Below are 19,977 nucleotides of genomic sequence, written 5' to 3'. Positions count from 1 at the left end.
CAGATCGACAATAAAATAGGGAGAAAAGGGAGTCGCTGCGACTGTTCCTTTTCTCCCTATTCAATGCTATGCTGCGCTATTACTGCGCTTCTCCGCGCCAGGTGTTATTGCGGCTGTTAATATCGGGCAGTTTCTGGTCCGGGTCAACCACCACCGTTTTCAGGGGCGACGTTGAGTTGTATTTGAACGTCCAGGTTCCGCCCCGCTGCCATACTTCGACCGGCAGGTTTACCCGGCTCTTCTTTCCGTTGGTTTCGGTGACTTCAACCGTAACGGGCATGGCCATCTTTTCGAGGTTTTCGATCGAAATCAGCGATCCTTTCGTAGCCGAGCCGTCTACGTACTTCACGTCCCGAACGGCCTGATCGAGTTTCCAGGTCTCGTAAAAGAAACCCCGCCAGAACCAGCCCAGGTCTTCGCCGGCCCCATCTTCCATGCTTCGGAAGAAATCATAGGGCGTGGGGTGCTTGAAGGCCCAGCGGTTTACGTATTGTTTGAACGCATAATCGAACCGGTCGGGGCCGAGAATTACGTCCCGCAATAGTTTGAGACCCATACCGGGCTTGTAATAAGCCAGAATTCCCAGCGCACGCGACTGCTGCACATCCGGAATGGTCATTACCGGCTCGGTGGGGTAAAACAGAGCCGGCGCAATGTCGTGCATGGTGCCCCGCTCCCGGTTGTATTCGCCGTTGTTGAAGTTAGCCGTCGACAACGTATTGATAAAGGTGTTGAAGCCTTCGTCCATCCAGGGGAATTTACGCTCGTTATTGCCTACAATCATCGGGAACCAGTTATGGCCGAATTCGTGGTCAGTTACGCCCCAGAGCGCGTCTTTCTTGTCTTTGTGGTCGCAGAACACGATGCCGGGATACTCCATACCACCCACAATACCGGCCACGTTGGTAGCCACGGGGTAGCTGTACTCGTAGAGGTATTTGGAGTAGAACTCGATGCAGCCTTTTACATATTCGGTCGAGCGGCCCCAGGAGTCGTTGGTAGCGCTTTCGACCGGGTAGACCGACTGGGCCAGCGAGGTTTTTCCACTAGGCAGGTTCATGCGCGCAGCGTCCCAGACAAACGCTTTCGAACTGGCAAAGGCCACATCGCGGGTGTTCTGACACCGGAATCGCCAGGTCAGCGTACCTGACTTCTTGGGCCGGGTGTTGGGGTCGTTCACTTCTTCTTTGCTGCGGATCATCACCGTCTTATCGCTTTTTGCAGCCTGAGCCAGCCGCCGGACCTGCTCGCCGGTCAGCACGTCGTTGGGGTTCAGCAGCTCGCCAGAGCCAACTACGATGTGGTTCCAGGGCACGGTAACGCTGTATTCGTAGTCGCCGTAGTCGAGGTAAAACTCGCCCGCACCCAGGTAGGGCAGCACGTTCCAGCCTTCGATATCATCGTATACACACATCCGTGGATACCACTGGGCAATTTCATAGATCACCCCGTCTTTCCGTCGAAGCTGCCCCATCCGGTCGGAGCCGTATTCCGGAATCTTGAACGAGTAGGCCACCTTTACCCGTACGACCCCATCGGTAGGTTTTACGGGTTCGGCCAGGCGCACCTGCATACGGGTATCCGTAATCTCGTACGGCGCGGCTGCGAATTTGTTTTTGCCCTGCTCTACCTGTACGCTCGTAATGGTCAGGCCACCCGCAAAGCCCAGGTTGCCGAACCGCCCGCCCGTTGTGGGGGTGGTTCGGGCCGCCCGCGACGTATCGCTGAAAGCATTCTGGTCGAGCTGAAGCCACAGATACGCCAGCGACTCGGGCGAGTTGTTGCGGTACGTAATGGTAACCTCGCCCGTAACGGTATTCTGCTGATCATCCAGCGTAACGTTGATCTGATAATCGGACCTGTTCTGCCAGTAACGGGGACCCGGCGCTCCGCTGCCCGTACGGTAATCGTTACCGGGCTGCATGTTAAACAGCGGATGGAACAGGGCCAGTGGGTCATACTGCGAGCCAGCCGATCCTGACCCCGGCCGGGTCGATGAGGGTGTGGTTTGGGCAAAACCAGTCAGGCAAGCCATCCAGAGGCCCACCCCAAGAATGATTTTTTTCATGAACACGTGATGAAACAAAATTTTATACAAATAACGATAGAAAGCGGCTGTCGTTGTAAGCCAAATCAAAGTTGACCCGTAATCCACTGACGATCAACAGACAGCAAAATATACATACTTACCAGGCCAGTCCGTGGTGGGCGATCAGGAACACAAACAGGCCGATCCAGAGAATATCGACAAAGTGCCAGTAGAGGGTGATCAGCTGGAGCTTGAGCCGGTTGGGCGGGTTTACACTGTATACGAATGAATCGACGTAGGGCCGGCGACGCAGAGCCTCGACCAGCACGATGACCAGAAAAACGAGACCGATCAAGATGTGAATCAGATGAATGCCTGAAATGACGTAAACGAAACCACCGGCCGGATTGCCCGACAGCCCAACACCGGACAGAATCATTTGCCGCCAGCCCCAGCCCTGCAGGAGCATGAACAGCGTACCCAACACCAGCGTACTGGCAATATTGGTCCGGTAACTTTTGAACCGCTCGTGGCGGAAGGCGTGGTTGGCATTGTTGAGCGTAAAGCTGCTCAGCAGTATCGCTACCGTACTGATCAGGAAGACGTTAGGAAGCTTCACGTCGGTCCAGCCCGCCCCGGCCCGACGAATGATGTAGGAAGCAAGCAGAATCGTGAAGAACATCACGCTGCTGGCAATACCCAGCCATACCATAAAGCGGAACGGCTCCCGCCGTTTCGTCACAAAATTGCTCATGTCGTTCCGTTTTCAGCGTCCCGGCTGTTTACTTCGGTTGGTTCGGATGCGTTCAGACTCGTACTCAAACAACTACTTCCCTGCTCCGGGCTTCCCTTCCCAAACGCGGTACGCCCGGAATTGGTTTGGGATGACTATGGGCGCATCGAAAATCCCGTAAAGTGTAGATCCTGACCCACTCATGCTGGCGTAAACGGCGCCGGCTTCGTACAGTTGCTGCTTGATGGCCGGGAGCACCGGGTACTTCGGAAAGAGGCTGTCTTCGAAATCGTTATGAACCGTTTTGTGCCAGATACTGACGGGTTCCAGCAACTGATCGCGCAGGGGTACATCGGGCAGGCGCGGGCGCACGCCGGCATAGGCCTCGGCCGTCGATATAGCCAGATTGGGGTAGACCAGCAGTATATAATAGCCCGTCAGGTCGACGCCTATTTCGCTGAACACATCGCCCTTTTCAGTGCAGTATACGGGTTGGTTTCGGATAAAGAAGGCGCAGTCGCTTCCCAGTTGCCGGGCGTAGTTTTCCAGCTGATCGGCAGTCAGGTTCAGGCCAAAGCGCTCGCTCAGGCTTTTCAGCGCAAAGGCTGCGTCGGCCGAGCCGCCCCCCAGCCCCGCTCCGATCGGGATGATTTTGTGCAAATGCATCTGTACCGGTGGCAAGCCGGGATAATCGGCCCTGAGTAGCTTATAGGCCCGCACACACAGATTGGCGTCGACCCGACCGGGCTCGTCGCCGGGAATGGTTATGCCGCTGCTGGCAAACCCGAACTGGTCGGCCGGAATGATCTCCAGCACGTCGGTCCAGCCAACGGGGTAAAAACACGACTGTAGGTTATGAAATCCATCGGGCCGCTTATCGGTAATGCGCAGGCCGATATTGATTTTGGCGTTAGGGAACGTCAGCATCAGAACAAGAGCAGGAAATGAACAGCGAATATGGCAGGCAGATCAGAGAGAACGGAAAAACTACCCTTATTTATTTGGAGAAGATGAGAAACGAATGTATATATTGACATCTATTATCTATGATGAGAGCTTAGCTTACCGATACGGTATGAAATCGTTTTTCTTCTTTTTATTGACCAGTCTGGCCCTGGCGGCCTGTGTCGATACCGCTACGTCCGTCACCCCGGCCGATCCGGACTGGCTCCGGCTGGAAATCCCCTCCGGCGGGGAAGCCAGGCAGGTAGCAGGCGACCTGGACGGTACGCTATTCGTGGCAACCACGTTTGAGATTTATAAAACAAGCAATCGGGGTAAAAGCTGGGAGCTGATTCGCAGGCGTCATTATGGGCCGCAGGGGATCATTCTCAGGCATGACACGCTCTGGAATGTAACAAACGGGGGCGGTACCCCACAGCAAAAGTTCGTGTATGATCGATATGCCGATTATACCGTCGATGGCGGCAAGACCTGGCAAAAAGATATGAACCCAACTGAGCTACGCCTGCAAATCAATGCTGCCTCTGCTACCGACGGAACGGTCTATACCATCAGAGAGAACTCAACACCTAAGGCCGAAGACCCATTATCAGCCTACGTTAATCCGGCCGATATTCTGAGGCAGACAGCTGAAGGAACTACCCTGCTTGCGCTTCCATTCAGGCACGGAATCAATGCCCTGCATCTCGATTCCAGGAATCGCCTGTATGTGGCGGTATATGGTACTCACGTACCGGAAACGAACCGGATACTTTCTTCCCTGACGGAGTCCCCGGCGGTTGTGTATGTATCCCGGCGTCGGCAGCCATAACGGCTATTTGATTTCGACGACCCGGAATTCGGTTCGGCGGTTGCGCTGATGTTCGGCTTCGGTGCAGATCACCTCGTCGGTGCAGTTATTGACCAGCTGGGTTTCGCCCATGCCGAGGGTGGTAATACGCCGGCGGCTGATGCCTTTGGAGGCCAGGTAATTGGCAACGGCTTTGGCGCGCTGCTCAGACAGGACCTGGTTCCGCGCAGCTTCACCACGGCTGTCGGTATGCGAACGGATTTCGATGATCAGCGATGGGTACTTGCGCATCGTCGCCACCAGCTTTTCCAGCTCGCGGGTGGCATCGGCCCGCAGGCTCACGCCCCCAAAATCGTAGTAGATATTGTCGATGGTGACTACGTCGCCTACACTCAGCATCCGCAGGTCGGCCGATACTTCCTTGGGTTTGGTTTTCTTCGGCAGGCGCCTGATCCGGTTCGTATTGGTGCCGAATGCGGCTTTCGAGGCAATCAGGGTGTAGTCGCAGCCTTCGACAATATCGAACAGATAGCGGCCGTCGGCGCCCGTAACATACTCGCGCTGGCTCCGGTCACATTCGTTACGCAACCGAACGGTAACCCCCTCCAGCGGTCGGCGGTCGCGCTCGCTGACGACCATACCCCGCACGCGCGATCGGGTCAGCGGCCCGGCCGTATATTTATTGACGGGATTGGCCGCAATGGTATCCATGATCACCGTTGGTTTGGTGATCCCCATCTCGATCCGGCTGGGCTGATCGTCGGCCAGGTCGCGTGATGAAAAGCCGATCGTACTGGTGACGTAGCCGTCGCGGCTGGCCTGGAACATAAAGTCGTTGTTGGCTTCGAGACACAGGCGCACAAACCCACCGGCATCGGTAATGAGGGTTTGGTCGGCGCGGCCTTCGCCCCGGGCTTTAACCAGCACACTTACGCTGTCGAGCGCCTGATCCGTTTCGGTATCGTAGAGTCGGATGGTGAGGTCGCGGCACTCGAACAGCGAGCTCTCGCGCACGAACCGGTAAATATCGTCGTTGCCCGCCCGGCGGTTACTGCTGAAATAGCCGCCCTGCCGGTTCGCATCGGTAATGAGGCCGAAATCGTCCTGGGGTGAGTTGATCGGTTCGCCGAGTGCCTCAACAGCCTGTACGTTGCTCCCATTCGTCAGGGTTGCGTAGAAAATATCGAGCCCGCCCCGCCCCCGGCGCCCGTCGGACGAGAAGTAGAGGTTACCCGCATCGTCGACGAACGGAAACAGCTCGTTTCCTTTGGTGTTGATCGTAGGGCCCAGATTAACCGGCTTGCCCCACTGCCCATTCTGATAACGGCTTGCGTACAGATCGGTACCACCCGAACCACCGGGCATGTCGGACGCGAAATACAGCAGCTGCCCGTCGCGGCTCAGCGTAGGGTGACCAACCGAGTATTCATCACTGTTGAAAGACAGTTCTTCGATGTCGGCCCAGGCGCCGTTCTGCTGGCGGGCGGTATACAGCTTGAGTTTATTGACCCCTTCGGCGCTCTTCCGGGAGCGTCCGTCGTTGTAGTTGTTGCGGGTGAAATAGATCCGGCTGCCATCGCGGGTAAACGTAGCCGGGCCCTCGTGGTATTTTGTGTTCAGAGTTTTGCTGAACCGCTGCGAGGGACTAACGGGCCGAACGTCGTAGCCCAGTCCCTGAGCAATGTTGACCCCGCCTTCAAAACCGGTGACAATACGCGAGTCGTTGGCCGTACCGGGTGTATAATGATCCCGGCCAACGCCACCGGTTCTGACCCGCTGGTTTTCGACTTTACTGGTGCTGCCGTCGGCGTTGATGATGCTGGCAATCTTAAGCCCGTTTCGGTTTGGCACATAGAAGAGATCGAGATAACCCGAACCGCCCCCCTTGCCACTGGTTTCTATCGTCGAGCCACCCTTGGTACCCGACACGTAGACCAGCCCGTCCTGGTAAAAAGCAGGGCTAAACTCCTCGCCCGACGAGTTCAGGTCCAGAAATTCGAGCCGGTACCGGATCGACTCGTTCCGACCGCCAGCCTGCGCGCCCAGCCCCACCGCTCCGGCATCGGCCCGGCGTTCCTGCATTTTCTCTTTCAGCTTCAGATACCGTTCATACTGCTGCTGAGACTCCTGAAATTTCCCATTACCGGCCAGGGTCTGCGCGTATTGCAGGGTCTGCTGCGGATCGTCGCCGGTGCTGCTGTTGAGGGCTTCGCGGTAATATCGCTCGGCTTTGGGTCCATCGCCTACCTGCTGATAGGCATAGGCCAGCCGGCCCTGAACCGTCGATTTCTGAGCCGGGCTAAGCTGGGCACCCTGGTCGGTTAAAAGCTGCGTATAGGCATCAATAGCCCGGCCATAGGCTTTATAGTTGAGCAGGCGGTCGGCTTGCCTCAACAAGGAATCGACCTGTGCCCAGGCAGTCAAACTGCTCAGCCACATACCCACGCCTACGATCCAACTAATCAGGTTCTTACTCATTGCTATCAATACTGGTCTGCCTGTCAAGTCTGGTAGATATACTTAATCGGCAAACAAATTTGCATACAAAACACGCCTGGAAAAAATTACCGCATCAGTGTTAGGACACGACTAAACTCCCTGCCGTCACTCAACTGCACCTGGTAATAATAGGTACCATCGGGCAGGCCCTGTCGGGCCGTAACGGCAGTGCCCTGATTAGCAGTACCATCCCAGTCGTTCTTATACTCGTTCTGACGATAAACGAGCTGCCCCCATCGATTATATACATCCAGTCGGATAGACACGCCCGGCGGTACCTGCTGGATCACGAACCGGTCGTTGATCCCGTCGTTGTTGGGCGAAAAACCATCAGGAATAAACAAGGCGGTTGCCGATTCGCCGGGAGGCAGGCTGTGGATCGTTACCCGGGTTGGTTCGCTATTATCCGTGGGGTCCTGGTTTCGGTCAGGATCGGCCTCTACCCCGCTGGTCGACTGATCGCGGCATATGGTACCATTCAGATCGGTGGCCCAGGCGAGGGCCTGATTGGTAAAGGTGAGCGTCTGCGCCTGGTCTACCGCCAGCCGAACGGTTATCCACAGGTTGGCCCGGGCGGCTGCCAACAACTGGTTACCGACCCCTAACAGCGTCGTATCGGCCCCGCGTCCGGTATAGGCTGCGTTCAGCAGCAGACCCGCATCGGCCCGAACGGTTACGGCCTCCAGCCGGGCACCAACCGCTCCGAATGCCGTCTCGAGATTGTTGGAAAGCTGTACGTGCTGAAGGGGATTCCGGCCGCTGTTCACTACGCTGAGCCGGTATGTCAACTCGACCAGACGACCTTTGCTTCCCGTTAGCCATAGCGGTTCGCTGACGGCCATACTGAGTCCAATCATTTCCGGATGCGGAGCCTGGGCCGTCAGTTGCGCAGAGGCTCCTACGCAGGGGCCGTTGCCGTCGGGATCAGGGGTCTGAACCGTAAAGGTGACTGCTCCGCGCTGTCGGTCCTGTTCCGATAGCAGATAGCGGGTAGCGGGGCCGGCATCCGTAAACAGCCCTCCACCCGAACTTTGCCACTCGACCCGCTCGGCCGAGCCGCCCAGCCTGCCGCGCAGGGTTACGACCCCGGCCGACCAGTTGAGCGAGTCGATCCAGACCCGTACGGTAGCCGGGCTGCTCAGGCAGGGCGGTATTGCATTGGCACAGGCCGAAATCGATACCTGAACCGGATTTGGTTCGGTCAAGCAGCCGTTCTCATCCTGCCCGATTATGTAATAGGTACCAGCCAGAACAGCCGTTGGCGACTGTACGGCGGGCGCATCTGGCTGCGTGCCTTTCCGGAACGAATACCGCAGCTGCTGGCTGGCTGCGTCTGACTCACGAATAGCTTTGGTAAGATCGGCCGTCATCAGCGGACAGCTATTTTGCAGGCTCGTCAGCAGGATCAGCGGTTTGTCAGACGGCTGCACTTCTACCCGCACTCCGGCCGAACTATCGCTCTGGCAGGTGCCAATCTGACAAACGGCTTTGTAGGTGGTCGATGCGGCCGGCTTTACCCGGGTTGTGATACCAGTTGTGCCGTCTGACCAGCGAACCGTACCGAGACAGCCCGAGGCCGTTAACTGCACCGCCTGACCCAGGCAAACCGTCGACTTATCGATGGCCACAAGAGGTACGGCTGGTATAGCCACCTCAATACCCGTTCGCTGGGATGCGCTGCTCAGACACTGGTTTTGTTCACAAACGGCCCGAAAAACAGCGCTCTGGGTTAGCGTACCTGAATAAGTTGAGCCGATACCTATCTCCGTATCACCGGGGCCGAGCCACCGAACGGTTCCGGCACAGCCGCTGGCGGTGAGCGTAACCGGATCGCCCGGACAGACACGAGTGGCCGAGGCTGTAACGACCGGCGCCGATGGTGTTTTGACGGTAACCAGATAGGGCTCGGAGAAACAGCTGATGCAGCCCGGTTTCAGGCGACAGATAGCCATGTAGGTGGCCGACCGGGCTGGTCGAACCGTTATCGTCGGGCCGGTATCACCCGTTGACCAGACTACCGTTCCTGCGCAGCCGGTGGCGCTTAGCGTTACCGCTTCATAACGACAAACCGACGTAGCCGAGCCAGTAAGCACTGGCGGCTCCGGATGCCGACAGGTATCAGCAGAAACAGGCCCGGTCGTACCAGCCAGCGCCGATACCACTATCAGATAACTGCCTATAATCCACCCAATACTCCTAAGAAAAGTAAAATGTACTTGTTTCGTCATACTCTACAATCAGCCTGCGAGGGATCAGTCGAATATCATGCCAAGTCATCAATTGTAAGCGACCCACCAAAACAGGTCACATAAATAAGTGAATAGCTGAACCAATGAGATGTTACCAAGCTGAAATTTCGTTAACAAATCATCGTCCTCCCAATTATCACAAACCATGCCAAGTATGGAAATAGAAATCGGCGCAACCGTCCCGACAGGGCATAAAAAACCGGGCGGTATGCCTTCCTGAGAAGGATACCGCCCGGTGCTCGAATTCACTCCTGGTAATTACTTACGCGGGGGTGTTGTGGTGGTCGACGATGATGACGACGAGCGTGAGCTTCTGCTTTTCTTCCGGTTAGTATTGTTACCGGTCGAGCCGCTATTCATCCGATCGGTCGTGCCCGACTGCGAGTCGGTCGACATGGTCGAACCGCTGTTCATCGTACCGGTACCGGTCGAATATGATCCTGAGTTAGAAGAGGTCGGCGGCTGAGTCGTCGAGCCTGAGTTGTAGGTACCCGAACCGGTAGTTGTACCTGAGTTCATCGTGCCCGAGCCGGTCGTGGTGCCCGAACCCGTGGTTGTACCCGTATTGGTCGAGGTTGGCGGCTGGGTCGAATACGTACCTGAGCCCGTTGTGGTGCCCGAGTTATTCATCGTACCCGATCCGGTCGTTGTGCCGGCTCCGGTGGTCGTACCTGAGTTATACGTACCCGAACCGGTTGTACCCGAGTTAGTGGTCGGCGGCTGGGTCTGATACGTACCCGAGTTGGTTCCGGTGTTCGTACCGCTGGAGTAGGTTCCCGTTCCGGTGGTTCCGGTACCGGTCGTACCCGTCGAACCTGAACCTGTCGTTGAATTAGTGGTCTGTGCCGTTGCGTTGAGGGCCATGCCGGCTACCAGCATCCAACCCATTACTATTACCTTTTTCATAGTTGAGCAAAATTTCTGTTTATCAATTTACTTGACATTCACTAACATAACTCGCCTAAAAACTGAATTGTTTTGTTAGTCTGTCAAATAAATAGATTTTAATCTTTTTATTTCGTAGGGCACAAAAAAAGCAGCGGGGGTATTCGCCCGCTGCTTTCCTGCTTTTATTAGGTCTGTATCTTACAGATTGCCTTTCTTCATTTCCTTCACGGCGAAGTCGGCCGCGCGGGCGGTCAGGGCCATGTACGTCAGCGACGGGTTTACGCACGAAGCCGAGGTCATACAGGCACCGTCTGTGTTGAAGACGTTCTTGACGGTATGAATCTGGTTGTGCGAATTCAGAACCGACGTTTTCGGATCGCGACCCATGCGGGCGGTACCCATTTCGTGAATACCGATGCCTGGATTTTTGGTCTTGTCGTTATAGGCCGATATGTTTTTGAAACCAGCGGCTTCGAGCATCTCGGCCGCATCGTTCATCATATCGATCCGCATCTTGTGCTCGTTATCGCCATAGGCGGCATCGAACACGATCAACGGCAGACCCCACTTATCCTTCTTATCGGAGCTCAGGGTCATGCGGTTGTTGGGATCCGGCAGCATCTCGCCGAAACCACCCAGACTCATCGACCATGGACCCGGTGTGGTGAGGCTTTCCTTGAAATCAGCACCGAAACCATCTACGCCGTTTCCGCGGTTCCAGCCTCCGCGGCTGGCGCCACCCTGGTAGCCGAAGCCGCGCAGGTAATCGCGTTTGTCGCCGGCCCAGTTCCGGTAGCGCGGAATGTATACGCCATTGGCGCGACGGCCGTAGTAGTACTGGTCTTCCATGCCCTCGAACATACCCGACGCACCCGCTGCCAGGTGGTGGTCCATGATGTTACGGCCCAGCTGGTCGGAGTCGTTACCCAGGCCGTTCGGGAACCGGCGCGATTTGGAGTTCATCAGGATCGACGTACTCGCAAAAGCCGACGCGTTCAGGAAGATAATCCGGGCAAAATACTCGCGTACTTCTTTGGTGTTCTGGTCGATGACCCGAACGCCCGTTGCCTTCCCTTTTTTCTCGTCATAGATCACTTCCGAAACAATTGAATCGGGGCGCAGCGTCAGACGACCGGTTTTGAAAGCCGCCGGCAGGGTAGCTGACTGTGAGCTGAAGTAAGCGCCGTATGGGCAACCGCGCATACACTGGTTCCGGAACTGGCAGGCCGCCCGGCCCAGGTCGTAGTGCAGCTGTTTGGGCTGGGTCAGGTGGGCCGTCCGGCCAATGGTCACCGTCCGTTTGCCAAACGCTTTCTCGATCCGTTTTTTAGCTTCTTTCTCGAGGCAGTTCAGCTGCATCGGCGGCAGGAAGTTACCGTCGGGCAATACATCCAGACCATCTTTGTTACCCGAAATACCGGCAAAGCCTTCTACGTAGGTATACCATGGCGCCAGATCTTCGTACCGGATGGGCCAGTCGACGCCAACGCCTTCTTTCAGGTTGGCCATGAAATCTTCTTTGTTCCAGCGGTAGCTCTGACGACCCCACATCAGCGACCGGCCACCCACGTGGTATCCGCGAATCCAGTCTACTTTGCGGTTTTCTTTCTCGAGGTACGGGTTTTCCTTATCGTTCTCGAAGAAATGCCGGTGTTCCTCATTGGCCGTATAGCCGGTACGCATGTTGGCCCAGTATTCTTCGGCGGCCATCGTGGTTACGCGACCCCGGTGCGGGAAATCCCAGGGGTTGTTGGTAGCGGTAGGATAGCCTTCAATGTGCTTCACATCGCGACCGCGTTCCAGCAATAACACTTTCAGGCCTTTCTGTGTCAGCTCTTTAGCGGCCCAGCCACCCGATATACCCGAACCTACAACGATAGCGTCGTAGGTCATATCTTTTTGTGCGTCAATATTAAGGTTCATGATTCTCGAAATGGATGAGGAACGATGCGGCCTGACGGGGGCTCCTCAGCGGCAGCCTTCTTGCCGGCAATCGTTCACTGTGCGTTAAGTTAGATTAGATGGCCCAGGCTTTCTGACCCGCTTTGAGCGGTACACAGCCATCGTACCGACCCGGAACGGCCACGTACTCCAGTGCCTGCGTAGCGCCTACCTCCGAGGTGAAATACCCCGTCAGGGTCAGGTCTTTGATCATGGTGAAGAACGGCGTCGCGCTCTTGCGTTTCTCGCCGGGCATCTGCACATCCTGCTGACCGCTGGCGTTCTGCGCCTTGGCAGCGGCCATGTCGGCCTTCTGCTGTTTGGCTTCGGCTTCTAGCTTTTTCACGATCTCGATACGCTGAGTCGGGTCAAGCTGTACGAAGGCCTTTCCGTAGGCATCCTGACTGAGTTTGTTGGTCCGGGCCAGTCCTTCCAGAAACGCCTTCTGGTCGGCTTCCTTGTAGCAGTCTTTCACGAGAATATCGATGATCTCGTTCACTTTGGCGGCTTTGGCTCCGGGCGTGCTAGTCGTCGGAATAATAGTATCGGCCAGCTCGGCCACGGTGGCATCCTGATCAGCCGTAAAGAAAACCGGTTTGTTGGTCAGGGCGCGCTGGGCAGCCGAGGCTTCGAGGGTGTCGGCCAATGCGGGTAACGACATGGTGGCTCCGGCCAGCGCGGCCACCCGCATGAGGGCGTCTCTTCTGTTCATCTGCGTAAAGCGAGTTAATCTTTCAACTAGAACGTTAATAGGAGCAACAAATATATAACAATCCGAGACTGGATTGTACGATTAGAGGATGAATTACTTACAGGTTAAGCAATTGGCTTAGTAGAGTTATAGGCGGCATGCCATGATCGAGCAGCTGATCATGGAACGTCTTGAGCACGAACGAACTACCCTGTTTCTTCTTCATCTCCTCCCGCAGGGCCAGCAGCTGCAGTTTTCCGAGCGAGTATGACAGATAACCCGGATCGAACGTACCCCGGCGGGCTTCTTCGTAAGCTGGTTTTTCTTCGTAATAGCAGTTGTCCATGATAAACCGGGTAGCCTGGGCCACGGTCCAGCCGTGAGTATGCAGTTGAATGGAGCAGACCAGCCGACAGTAGCGCAGCATCGACTCCGACAGCTGGGCCATGCGGTATTTGGCCCGGGTAACGGCGTCGCCTTCCTGCCCGAAGCCCTCTTCCAGCATCATCTGCTCGGTATAGTGCGCCCAGCCTTCAACAAAAGCATAGCTCGCAAACATCTTGCGGACCCGGCTCACCGGCGACGCGTTGAGGTGCAGAAACTGGACGTAGTGGCCCGGGTAGGCTTCGTGAACCGAAATCACCTCCGCCACGTAACGGTTGAACAGGGTGAGCCATTCGGTCTGCTGGCGGGGCGTCCATTCTTTTTTGGGGAGGGTAATGTAGTAATAGGCTTCTGACGCGGCTGGGCGCTCAAACGGCCCCGGCGTGTTCATGGCCGCGGTAGAGCCGACCATAAATTCGGGCGTTTTGGTGATCGTTGCCCGCACCTCCGACGGAACGGTCACGATTTGCCGGTCAATCAGAAACTGCCGGATGGCTTCGCAGTGGTTGCGGGTAGCGGCCAGCAGACTATCGGCGGTGGGGTGCTCGGCCTGGATGGTTTTGAATACCTCCATGGGAGTTTTGCCCGGGTCGATAACGCGGGCGGCTGCAGCAAATTCAGCTTTCTCGCGGGCGAGCTGGTCCATGCCCAGCTGCAGCAGGCTGTCGGGGTCGGCGGTGAGCCACTCGTTATACAGCAGCATCCTGCGGTAATTGTCGGCCCCGATGGCAAACGACCCGTTGGCACCGGGCAGCACGGCCGTTTCGAGGTACGTGGCAAAGGCCTTGGTAGCGTCGGCCCCCTGGCTGAGGGCGGCTTTCAGATCTGCCTGCACTCTTGCGTCCGCCACCGAGGCAAACGCCTTCGGAATGTCGCTCTGCATGTAATCGGCGCTGCCCCGCAATCCCTCAATGGCCACCTCTACGTACTCGCGGGGCGGGTTTTTACCCAGATTCTGCCGGGCCGCGGCAAAGTAGGCCGGAAGCTGGCGGGCAATGGCTACCACCGAGCGGGCCCGGTCGGCCGCCGGAGCAAAGTTGCGCTCGATATAGGGACTCAGGTTGACCGAATACGTCATCGGGTCTTCGTACACCTTCATCGTCACGATGTCGTGAATGCGTGATTTTATGCTGGCCGTCAGCAGCTTATAATCCACCTTCTCATCGACCGACAGGCCCGTCGTATCCAGCCGGGCAAAGGTCGAATCGTACTGGCGCAACTGTTGGAGCTGGCGGGCTATCGTCTCGGCCGTGGGGATGATCAGTTTTCCGTCGTACTCGTGGTAGCCCAGATAAACGGCCTCGCCCGGATTGCTGGCCAGGTAGGCATCCACGTACTCGTCGGCCAGTTTGCCGAAGGAAGCGTTGCCGGAGTCGCTTGTCTGACAGGCCCACAGGCCAAGGGTAAGCGTACACAGAAGCAGGAATGGTCTGATCATAGGAGTAGCTGCGAACAGGTAGGTATGGCCGTAAAATAACTCATTTTCACGACGGCTCCCAGCGGTTCGGGCTTACTTCTTAGGCACGTACTGGTTGGCCCGCTCGTTCCGTTCGGCCTTGCTGACAATGTCGTCGATGCGCCGGGCGCGGGTTTGTTCGGTTTTGGCGTTCAGTAGCCATTCCAGAAGGGCGCGTTTGGCCGAGCGCGGAAAGGCCTCGAAATAGGTTCTGGCGGTGGGGTTAGCCTCCAGGGCCGTTTGCAGGTCGGGCGGGCAGATCAGATCCTCTACCGCATCGAGGGCGGTCCAGGTGCCGGTTTTCCGGGCCAGATCGATCATGGTCTGGCCGGCTTCGGTCATCAGTCCGGCAGCCGTTAAGGCCGCTACTTTGTTCTTGTTGACCCGGCTCCAGTTGCTTTTCGGTTTCCGGCGCGCGAAAAACTGAAGGTAATACTGCTCATCGCCCCGACCGGATGTACTGTCGATCCAGCCATAACACAGGGCTTCGTCAACGGCCTGGTCGTAGGTGACGCTGGGCATACCGCTGCTTTTCTTGTAAATCTTCAGCCAGACGCTGGTTTCGGTGGCGTGATGTTCGGCCAGCCACTGCCGCCAGTCGGCGCGGGTGGGCGCGTAGTAGATTGAACGGTCAGTGGCTGGCATGGTGCATGGTCGGTTATAGGGTGGCTAACTCCTGTACGGCCAGCCAGCTCATCAGCCCGGCGCCGGTTTCGAGAGCCGACTCGTCAATATCAAAGGTAGGGGTATGAACGCCCGATATGATGCCCCGGGCTTCGTTGCGGGTGCCCAGCCGGTAGAAACACGAATCGACCACCTGCGAGTAGAACGCGAAGTCTTCGCCGGCCATCCACAGATCGAGGTCGACTACGTTATCGGCCCCCATGTACTCGACGGCCTGCGCCCGCAGCCGCCGGGTCAGCTCGGGCTGATTCTGCAAAAACGGATAGCCATGCACAATGGTAAATTCGCACGAGCCACCCATGGCGTCGGCAATGCCTTCGGCCAGTTTGACCATGCGCCGTTTGCCCTCGGCCCGCCACTCTTCGTTCATGCAGCGAAACGTACCCTGAATCGTTACCTCGTTCGGAATCACGTTGGTGACCCCGTCGGCAATGAACCGCCCGAACGACAGGACGCTGGGGCTGGCCGGGGGGCGATTGCGGCTGATCACCTGCTGGAGCGCCACGATGATGTGAGAAGCAATCAGCACCGGATCGACGAGGTTGTCGGGCATGGCTGCGTGGCCGCCTTTGCCGCGTACGGTCAGGTAGAGTTCGTCGGTGCTGGCCATGTACATGCCTTCGCGGAACCCGATTTTACCCACCGGAATATTGGGGGCTACGTGCTGACCAATCATGCTAATCGGGGCCGGATTCTCCAGTACGCCTTCCCGGATCATGAGCGAGGCACCACCCGGCGCTTTCTCTTCGCCGGGCTGAAAAACCAGCTTTACCGTTCCGTCGAACTGATCGCGCAAGACGTGCAGAATACGCGCCACGCCGAGCAGACTGGCCGTATGCGCATCGTGTCCGCAGGCATGCATAACACCCTCTACAGTCGATTTATAAGAAACCTCGTTGGCTTCGTGGATGGGCAGGGCGTCCATATCGGCCCGCAGCCCGACCACGCGCCGGGGCGATGAGGTATCGTTGCGGGTGCCTTCGATAATGGCTACCAGGCCCGTATCCGCTACGCCCTCCTGGGGGGTTATGCCGATGGCTTTGAGCTGATCGGCTACGTACCGGGCGGTGTTGTGTTCATGAAACGACAGTTCAGGGTGCGCATGCAGATGCCGGCGGGTCTGAACGATATCGGCAGCGTATTGCCGGGCAAGCGTTTTGATGGAGTCGAGCATACGAAAGGCGGCCCGGAAGCCGCTTGACTACAGGTGACGGACGGGTAGCTCCCGCCCTATTGTGTGGTTATAAACTGATAATCGGTCAGGACCGTTTCCAGAAACGCCCGGTTCGACAGCGTACTGTCGATACCGGTTACGGCCTTGATCTTGTCGGCGGTGCGGGCCAGAACAGATTCATCACCCCGCAGCAGCACCTCCCGTACAATGCTAACGTCGCGATCGGTCAGGAGTCGTACGTCCGGGAACTGCAGGCTGTAATTATCAGGTACGGGGCGGGCGAGAACATCGGTCAGCGATACGGCGGGTTTGAGCCGGACCACCGAGGTGCCCGCAGCAATGTCGCCCAGCCGCTGGCCTTTTCCGTTAACGCCGACGGTGATGATAGGAACGATACCCAGCATAAAACTGCCCGACTCGATAATCCGCAGCAGCCACCGCAGCAGGTAGGCCCCCAGGCCCGGCTGCGTTCCGTCGAGCATCACCACCCGAATACCGATGGCCAGCTTACCGACGCTGCGGCCGTTCAGAAAATATTCGCAGAGCAGGTCGTAGAACACAACCGGCAGCAGCACCGCCACCACGTAAAATCGGCTGGTATTGATACCTATACCAGCCGGCAGCGCCAGCACCAGCAGCCACCACCCGAAAAAGACCAGGTAATCGATCAGCGTAGCTATAATTCGTTCGCCAACGCTGGCAGGTTCGTACTCAACAACTACGTTTTGAGAGGTGCGAATAGTAACGGACATTGACAGGACTTTTGTTGGCAGGGAGCGATCACGGGCCGATCGTCAAAAATAGCATCCTTTCTTTGGTTCTTGATGAACAAATAGCCAATTTTCAGAACCTGACGCCAAACCCGCACCCCATGCGCGAAGCCCTGTTCGTGAAACGCAACGCCGACAAATGGAAGGCCATCGAGGAGAACCCGACCCGCGACCCCGATGAACTGACGGCGCGCTTCGTAGAGCTGACCGACGACCTCTCCTACGCCCGGACGTTCTACCCCGACGCCAACGTGACGCGCTACCTCAACGGGCTGGCCGCGCAGATGCACCGGGGGCTGATGCAGAACCGGCGCGACGACCGCAACCGCTTCCTCACGTTCTGGCAGTACGAATTACCGATGCTGTTCCGGCAGTCGCACCGGTTGCTGGCCGTATCGGCGGGGGTGTTTCTGATAGCGGGCCTGCTGGGCTGGGTATCGGCGGCCCATGACAACACCTTTGTGCGACTGATTCTGGGCGATCAGTACGTGAACATGACCCTCGAGAACATCAAAAAAGGCGACCCGCTGGGCGTTTATAACAGCATGGACCAGGGCACCATGTTCATACAGATCACCCTGAACAACATTTATGTGGCGTTTCGGACGTTTATTTTCGGCCTGTTCGCGTCGTTCGGGACGATAGCCATGCTGTTCTACAACGGCGTGATGCTGGGGTCGTTTCAATACTTTTTTTACGAACGCGGTCTGCTGCTCGACTCGATCCTGAAAATCTGGATTCACGGCACGCTCGAAATATCGGCGATCGTCATTGCTGGTTGTGCAGGGCTGACGGTGGGAAACAGCCTGCTTTTCCCGGGCACCTTCTCCCGGATCGTGTCGTTCCGGCGGGGCATCAAACAAGGGCTGACTATTGCGGTGGGGCTGGTTCCAATCTTTATTATGGCTGGCTTTCTGGAGAGCTTCATTACCCGGCTCACCCTCCCGCCGGTAGTCAGCGGGAGCATCATTCTGCTGTCGGCTGCCTTCATTATCTGGTATTTTATTCTCTATCCTATTCAACTTAACCGCCGTCTAAACCCATGATCAACCTGTTTCAGCAACGCGACTTTGGCGATAAGCTCAATATCACCTTCAAATACGTGACCGACAACTTCCGGAGTCTGGGTCTGTCGCTCCTTTATATCGTAGGACCGGTTGCGCTGATAGCCGGTATCGCGTCGGGCATTCTGCAATCGAACATTCTGGAGTTGACCAACATAGCCCGCGATGGAGATAGCGACCCGGCAGACCCGTCGGCTTTTTTCGATGTATTTCAACGCATTTTTTCCCCCGCCTTCTGGCTAATGATCCTGTTTGGTATCCTGGCTGCGCTGGCCGTCAGCCTGGTGAGCTACGCCCACATGAAACTCTACAATCGCAAAAGTGGCGGTTTCGTCACGGTAGCCGAGGTATGGGAAGAAATCCAGCCTATCATGGGCCGGGCGCTCATCATCACGATTCTGGGCAGTATCGTTACGGCCATCGGCTTTATGTTTTTCATCATCCCCGGCATATACATCGCGGTGGTACTGGTGCTGGCGCTGGCTATAACCACCTTTGAAGGGACCGACTTCGGCCAGACCTGGGAGCGCTGCTTCAAGCTCATCCGCGACAAGTGGTGGTCTACCTTTGGCCTGGTCGTTGTTATGGGAATCATTTCCGGCATTATCGGGCTGCTCTTTTCCATACCGGCCGGGGTGATCAACTTTCTGGTAGCGGCTAAACTCCTGCCCGACGCATCGGGTATCTGGCTCGTGCTGGGTAACGTAATCGGAACAGTTGGCGGTACGCTGCTGCGGGCGCTGATCTACATCGCCATCGGTTTCCAGTATACCAACCTGGTTGAGCGGCAGGAAGGGCGGGGGCTGCTGTCGGCCATCGACTCGATCGGGACCGCCCCCACCCAACCCCGCGCGCAGGACGAGGGGGAGTACTAATCAACGCATGCATTACTACTTACGAAAGCTGTTTCGCGCGTATCGGCCGGTCTGTCTGTATATCCTGCTGGGATGTCAGCTACTGACTATCAGCCTGCTCTATGCCCAGCAAAAGCCCGCGTCTACTACCGCCGTTGTCAGCGCGCCCGACGATCGAAGCCCGGTCCGGCTTCGGCAACCCGACGCGGAGCGCCTGCGCGACCTGGAAACCAGCCGCGACTACCAGTATGGTACCGACGCTCCGCCCCCCGACAATCCGGTGGGTCGGTTTATCGCCTATATTTTCGGTAAACTGCGGGATTTGATGGCCAGCGAAGCCTATCAGAACGTAGGTCAGTACGTCCTGCTGGCGGTCATTGCCGGTCTGGTCATTTACTGGCTCATGAAGGCCGAGGTGCTGGGGTTTCTGTTTGCGCAGCGGGCTCAGTCGGCCGGGCTTGACTATGAGAACCTGAGCGAGAACATTCACGAGATTAACTTCGACGAAGCCATCGACGAAGCCGCCCGGCTGCGTAACTACCGGCTGGCGACCCGGCTGCTGTATTTGCAGAGCCTGAAACGCCTGACCGATATGGGCCAGATCAGCTACAAAGCCGATAAGACCAACCGACAGTACGTTCATGAACTGGCCGGGTCGCCCCGGCAGGCCGACTTTGACGAACTGACCCGCCAGTTCGAGTTTGTCTGGTACGGCAGCTTTCCCATCGATGAGTCGCGATTTACCGCTGTTCAGGCCCGGTTCCGCCAGTTCATGAACTCGATTGCCGGGAAGACTACTCACTGAAAA

General features: G+C 57.0%; 16 protein-coding genes. 4 read left to right on the top strand and 12 right to left on the bottom strand.

Features of this window, described 5'->3' with window-relative positions:
• Window positions 1-79: 79 nt before the first annotated feature.
• The 3 genes from EQG79_RS19490 to ispE all read right to left on the bottom strand — a co-directional run bounded on the left by EQG79_RS19490 (window position 80) and on the right by ispE (window position 3,689).
• Window positions 80-2,068, bottom strand: coding sequence for a M1 family metallopeptidase (locus EQG79_RS19490; protein ID WP_165358927.1), 1,989 nt, complete (start codon window positions 2,066-2,068; stop codon window positions 80-82).
• A gap of 118 nt (window positions 2,069-2,186) precedes the next feature.
• A complete protein-coding gene (locus EQG79_RS19485) occupies window positions 2,187-2,783 on the bottom strand; it encodes a cytochrome c oxidase subunit 3 (protein WP_129603328.1) in 597 nt (198 codons plus the stop codon).
• A gap of 72 nt (window positions 2,784-2,855) precedes the next feature.
• Entirely contained in the window at window positions 2,856-3,689 is an 834-nt protein-coding gene (gene ispE / locus EQG79_RS19480) for a 4-(cytidine 5'-diphospho)-2-C-methyl-D-erythritol kinase (RefSeq protein WP_129603326.1), read from the bottom strand.
• A gap of 148 nt (window positions 3,690-3,837) precedes the next feature.
• On the opposite strand from ispE, the gene EQG79_RS19475 reads away from it, so the two are divergent.
• Complete coding sequence (locus EQG79_RS19475; RefSeq protein ID WP_129603324.1) at window positions 3,838-4,536, top strand: beta propeller repeat protein; 699 nt, start codon at window positions 3,838-3,840, stop codon at window positions 4,534-4,536.
• Between the two features lie 3 nt (window positions 4,537-4,539).
• On the opposite strand, the gene EQG79_RS19470 is transcribed toward EQG79_RS19475, so the two are convergent.
• The 9 genes from EQG79_RS19470 to EQG79_RS19425 all read right to left on the bottom strand — a co-directional run bounded on the left by EQG79_RS19470 (window position 4,540) and on the right by EQG79_RS19425 (window position 17,233).
• Window positions 4,540-6,993: an OmpA family protein gene (locus tag EQG79_RS19470; RefSeq protein WP_129603322.1), complete on the bottom strand. Its 2,454-nt coding sequence runs from the start codon at window positions 6,991-6,993 to the stop codon at window positions 4,540-4,542.
• 86 nt (window positions 6,994-7,079) lie between these two features.
• Window positions 7,080-9,107 (bottom strand): gliding motility-associated C-terminal domain-containing protein, encoded by a 2,028-nt coding sequence (locus tag EQG79_RS19465; protein ID WP_240699399.1) that lies wholly within the window; start codon window positions 9,105-9,107, stop codon window positions 7,080-7,082.
• Window positions 9,108-9,521: 414 nt separating this feature from the next.
• Window positions 9,522-10,169, bottom strand: a complete 648-nt coding sequence (locus EQG79_RS31100) for a hypothetical protein (protein WP_161492695.1) — start codon at window positions 10,167-10,169, stop codon at window positions 9,522-9,524.
• 180 nt (window positions 10,170-10,349) lie between these two features.
• On the bottom strand, window positions 10,350-12,074 hold the full coding sequence (locus EQG79_RS19450) for a GMC oxidoreductase (RefSeq protein ID WP_077919484.1): 1,725 nt from the start codon (window positions 12,072-12,074) through the stop codon (window positions 10,350-10,352).
• A 94-nt stretch (window positions 12,075-12,168) separates the two neighbouring features.
• A complete protein-coding gene (locus tag EQG79_RS19445) occupies window positions 12,169-12,804 on the bottom strand; it encodes a gluconate 2-dehydrogenase subunit 3 family protein (RefSeq protein ID WP_236648570.1) in 636 nt (211 codons plus the stop codon).
• Between the two features lie 97 nt (window positions 12,805-12,901).
• Window positions 12,902-14,605 (bottom strand): DUF885 domain-containing protein, encoded by a 1,704-nt coding sequence (locus EQG79_RS19440; protein ID WP_129603318.1) that lies wholly within the window; start codon window positions 14,603-14,605, stop codon window positions 12,902-12,904.
• 72 nt (window positions 14,606-14,677) lie between these two features.
• Window positions 14,678-15,268: a YdeI/OmpD-associated family protein gene (locus EQG79_RS19435; protein ID WP_129603316.1), complete on the bottom strand. Its 591-nt coding sequence runs from the start codon at window positions 15,266-15,268 to the stop codon at window positions 14,678-14,680.
• Between the two features lie 13 nt (window positions 15,269-15,281).
• Window positions 15,282-16,481 carry a M20 metallopeptidase family protein gene (locus EQG79_RS19430; RefSeq protein ID WP_129603314.1) on the bottom strand — a complete coding sequence of 400 codons (1,200 nt, stop codon included), beginning with the start codon at window positions 16,479-16,481 and terminating at the stop codon, window positions 15,282-15,284.
• 56 nt (window positions 16,482-16,537) lie between these two features.
• The gene (locus tag EQG79_RS19425; protein ID WP_077919489.1) at window positions 16,538-17,233 is read right to left on the bottom strand and encodes an RDD family protein; all 696 of its coding nucleotides are present in this window, start codon (window positions 17,231-17,233) and stop codon (window positions 16,538-16,540) included.
• A gap of 119 nt (window positions 17,234-17,352) precedes the next feature.
• Between EQG79_RS19425 and EQG79_RS19420 the strand changes: the two genes are divergently transcribed.
• Genes EQG79_RS19420 through EQG79_RS19410 form a run of 3 tightly spaced genes read left to right on the top strand, consistent with a single transcriptional unit; the run spans window position 17,353 to window position 19,974 of the window.
• The gene (locus EQG79_RS19420) at window positions 17,353-18,297 is read left to right on the top strand and encodes a stage II sporulation protein M (RefSeq protein ID WP_129603554.1); all 945 of its coding nucleotides are present in this window, start codon (window positions 17,353-17,355) and stop codon (window positions 18,295-18,297) included.
• Complete coding sequence (locus EQG79_RS19415) at window positions 18,294-19,190, top strand: hypothetical protein (RefSeq protein ID WP_129603312.1); 897 nt, start codon at window positions 18,294-18,296, stop codon at window positions 19,188-19,190. Before EQG79_RS19420 ends, EQG79_RS19415 begins: the two co-directional genes overlap by 4 nt.
• A gap of 7 nt (window positions 19,191-19,197) precedes the next feature.
• Window positions 19,198-19,974: a DUF4129 domain-containing protein gene (locus EQG79_RS19410; protein WP_129603310.1), complete on the top strand. Its 777-nt coding sequence runs from the start codon at window positions 19,198-19,200 to the stop codon at window positions 19,972-19,974.
• Window positions 19,975-19,977 lie beyond the last annotated feature (3 nt).

Source organism: Spirosoma sordidisoli (assembly GCF_004138325.1).
Lineage (GTDB): Bacteria > Bacteroidota > Bacteroidia > Cytophagales > Spirosomataceae > Spirosoma > Spirosoma sordidisoli.
The sequence above is the reverse complement of the archived record's forward strand: the minus strand, read 5'-3'. Positions and strand labels throughout refer to the sequence as shown.

What these genes read in the sequence shown, in the direction of transcription:
- EQG79_RS19475 (WP_129603324.1), top strand. Translation starts at nt 3,838, where the DNA reads ATGAAATCGTTTTTCTTCTTTTTATTGACCAGTCTGGCCCTGGCGGCC.
- EQG79_RS19410 (WP_129603310.1), top strand. Translation starts at nt 19,198, where the DNA reads ATGCATTACTACTTACGAAAGCTGTTTCGCGCGTATCGGCCGGTCTGT.
- EQG79_RS19470 (WP_129603322.1), bottom strand. Translation starts at nt 6,993, where the DNA reads ATGAGTAAGAACCTGATTAGTTGGATCGTAGGCGTGGGTATGTGGCTG.
- EQG79_RS19490 (WP_165358927.1), bottom strand. Translation starts at nt 2,068, where the DNA reads ATGAAAAAAATCATTCTTGGGGTGGGCCTCTGGATGGCTTGCCTGACT.
- EQG79_RS19435 (WP_129603316.1), bottom strand. Translation starts at nt 15,268, where the DNA reads ATGCCAGCCACTGACCGTTCAATCTACTACGCGCCCACCCGCGCCGAC.
- EQG79_RS19420 (WP_129603554.1), top strand. Translation starts at nt 17,353, where the DNA reads ATGCGCGAAGCCCTGTTCGTGAAACGCAACGCCGACAAATGGAAGGCC.
- EQG79_RS31100 (WP_161492695.1), bottom strand. Translation starts at nt 10,169, where the DNA reads ATGAAAAAGGTAATAGTAATGGGTTGGATGCTGGTAGCCGGCATGGCC.
- EQG79_RS19425 (WP_077919489.1), bottom strand. Translation starts at nt 17,233, where the DNA reads ATGTCCGTTACTATTCGCACCTCTCAAAACGTAGTTGTTGAGTACGAA.
- EQG79_RS19485 (WP_129603328.1), bottom strand. Translation starts at nt 2,783, where the DNA reads ATGAGCAATTTTGTGACGAAACGGCGGGAGCCGTTCCGCTTTATGGTA.
- EQG79_RS19440 (WP_129603318.1), bottom strand. Translation starts at nt 14,605, where the DNA reads ATGATCAGACCATTCCTGCTTCTGTGTACGCTTACCCTTGGCCTGTGG.
- EQG79_RS19450 (WP_077919484.1), bottom strand. Translation starts at nt 12,074, where the DNA reads ATGAACCTTAATATTGACGCACAAAAAGATATGACCTACGACGCTATC.
- EQG79_RS19445 (WP_236648570.1), bottom strand. Translation starts at nt 12,804, where the DNA reads ATGAACAGAAGAGACGCCCTCATGCGGGTGGCCGCGCTGGCCGGAGCC.
- ispE (WP_129603326.1), bottom strand. Translation starts at nt 3,689, where the DNA reads ATGCTGACGTTCCCTAACGCCAAAATCAATATCGGCCTGCGCATTACC.
- EQG79_RS19430 (WP_129603314.1), bottom strand. Translation starts at nt 16,481, where the DNA reads ATGCTCGACTCCATCAAAACGCTTGCCCGGCAATACGCTGCCGATATC.
- EQG79_RS19415 (WP_129603312.1), top strand. Translation starts at nt 18,294, where the DNA reads ATGATCAACCTGTTTCAGCAACGCGACTTTGGCGATAAGCTCAATATC.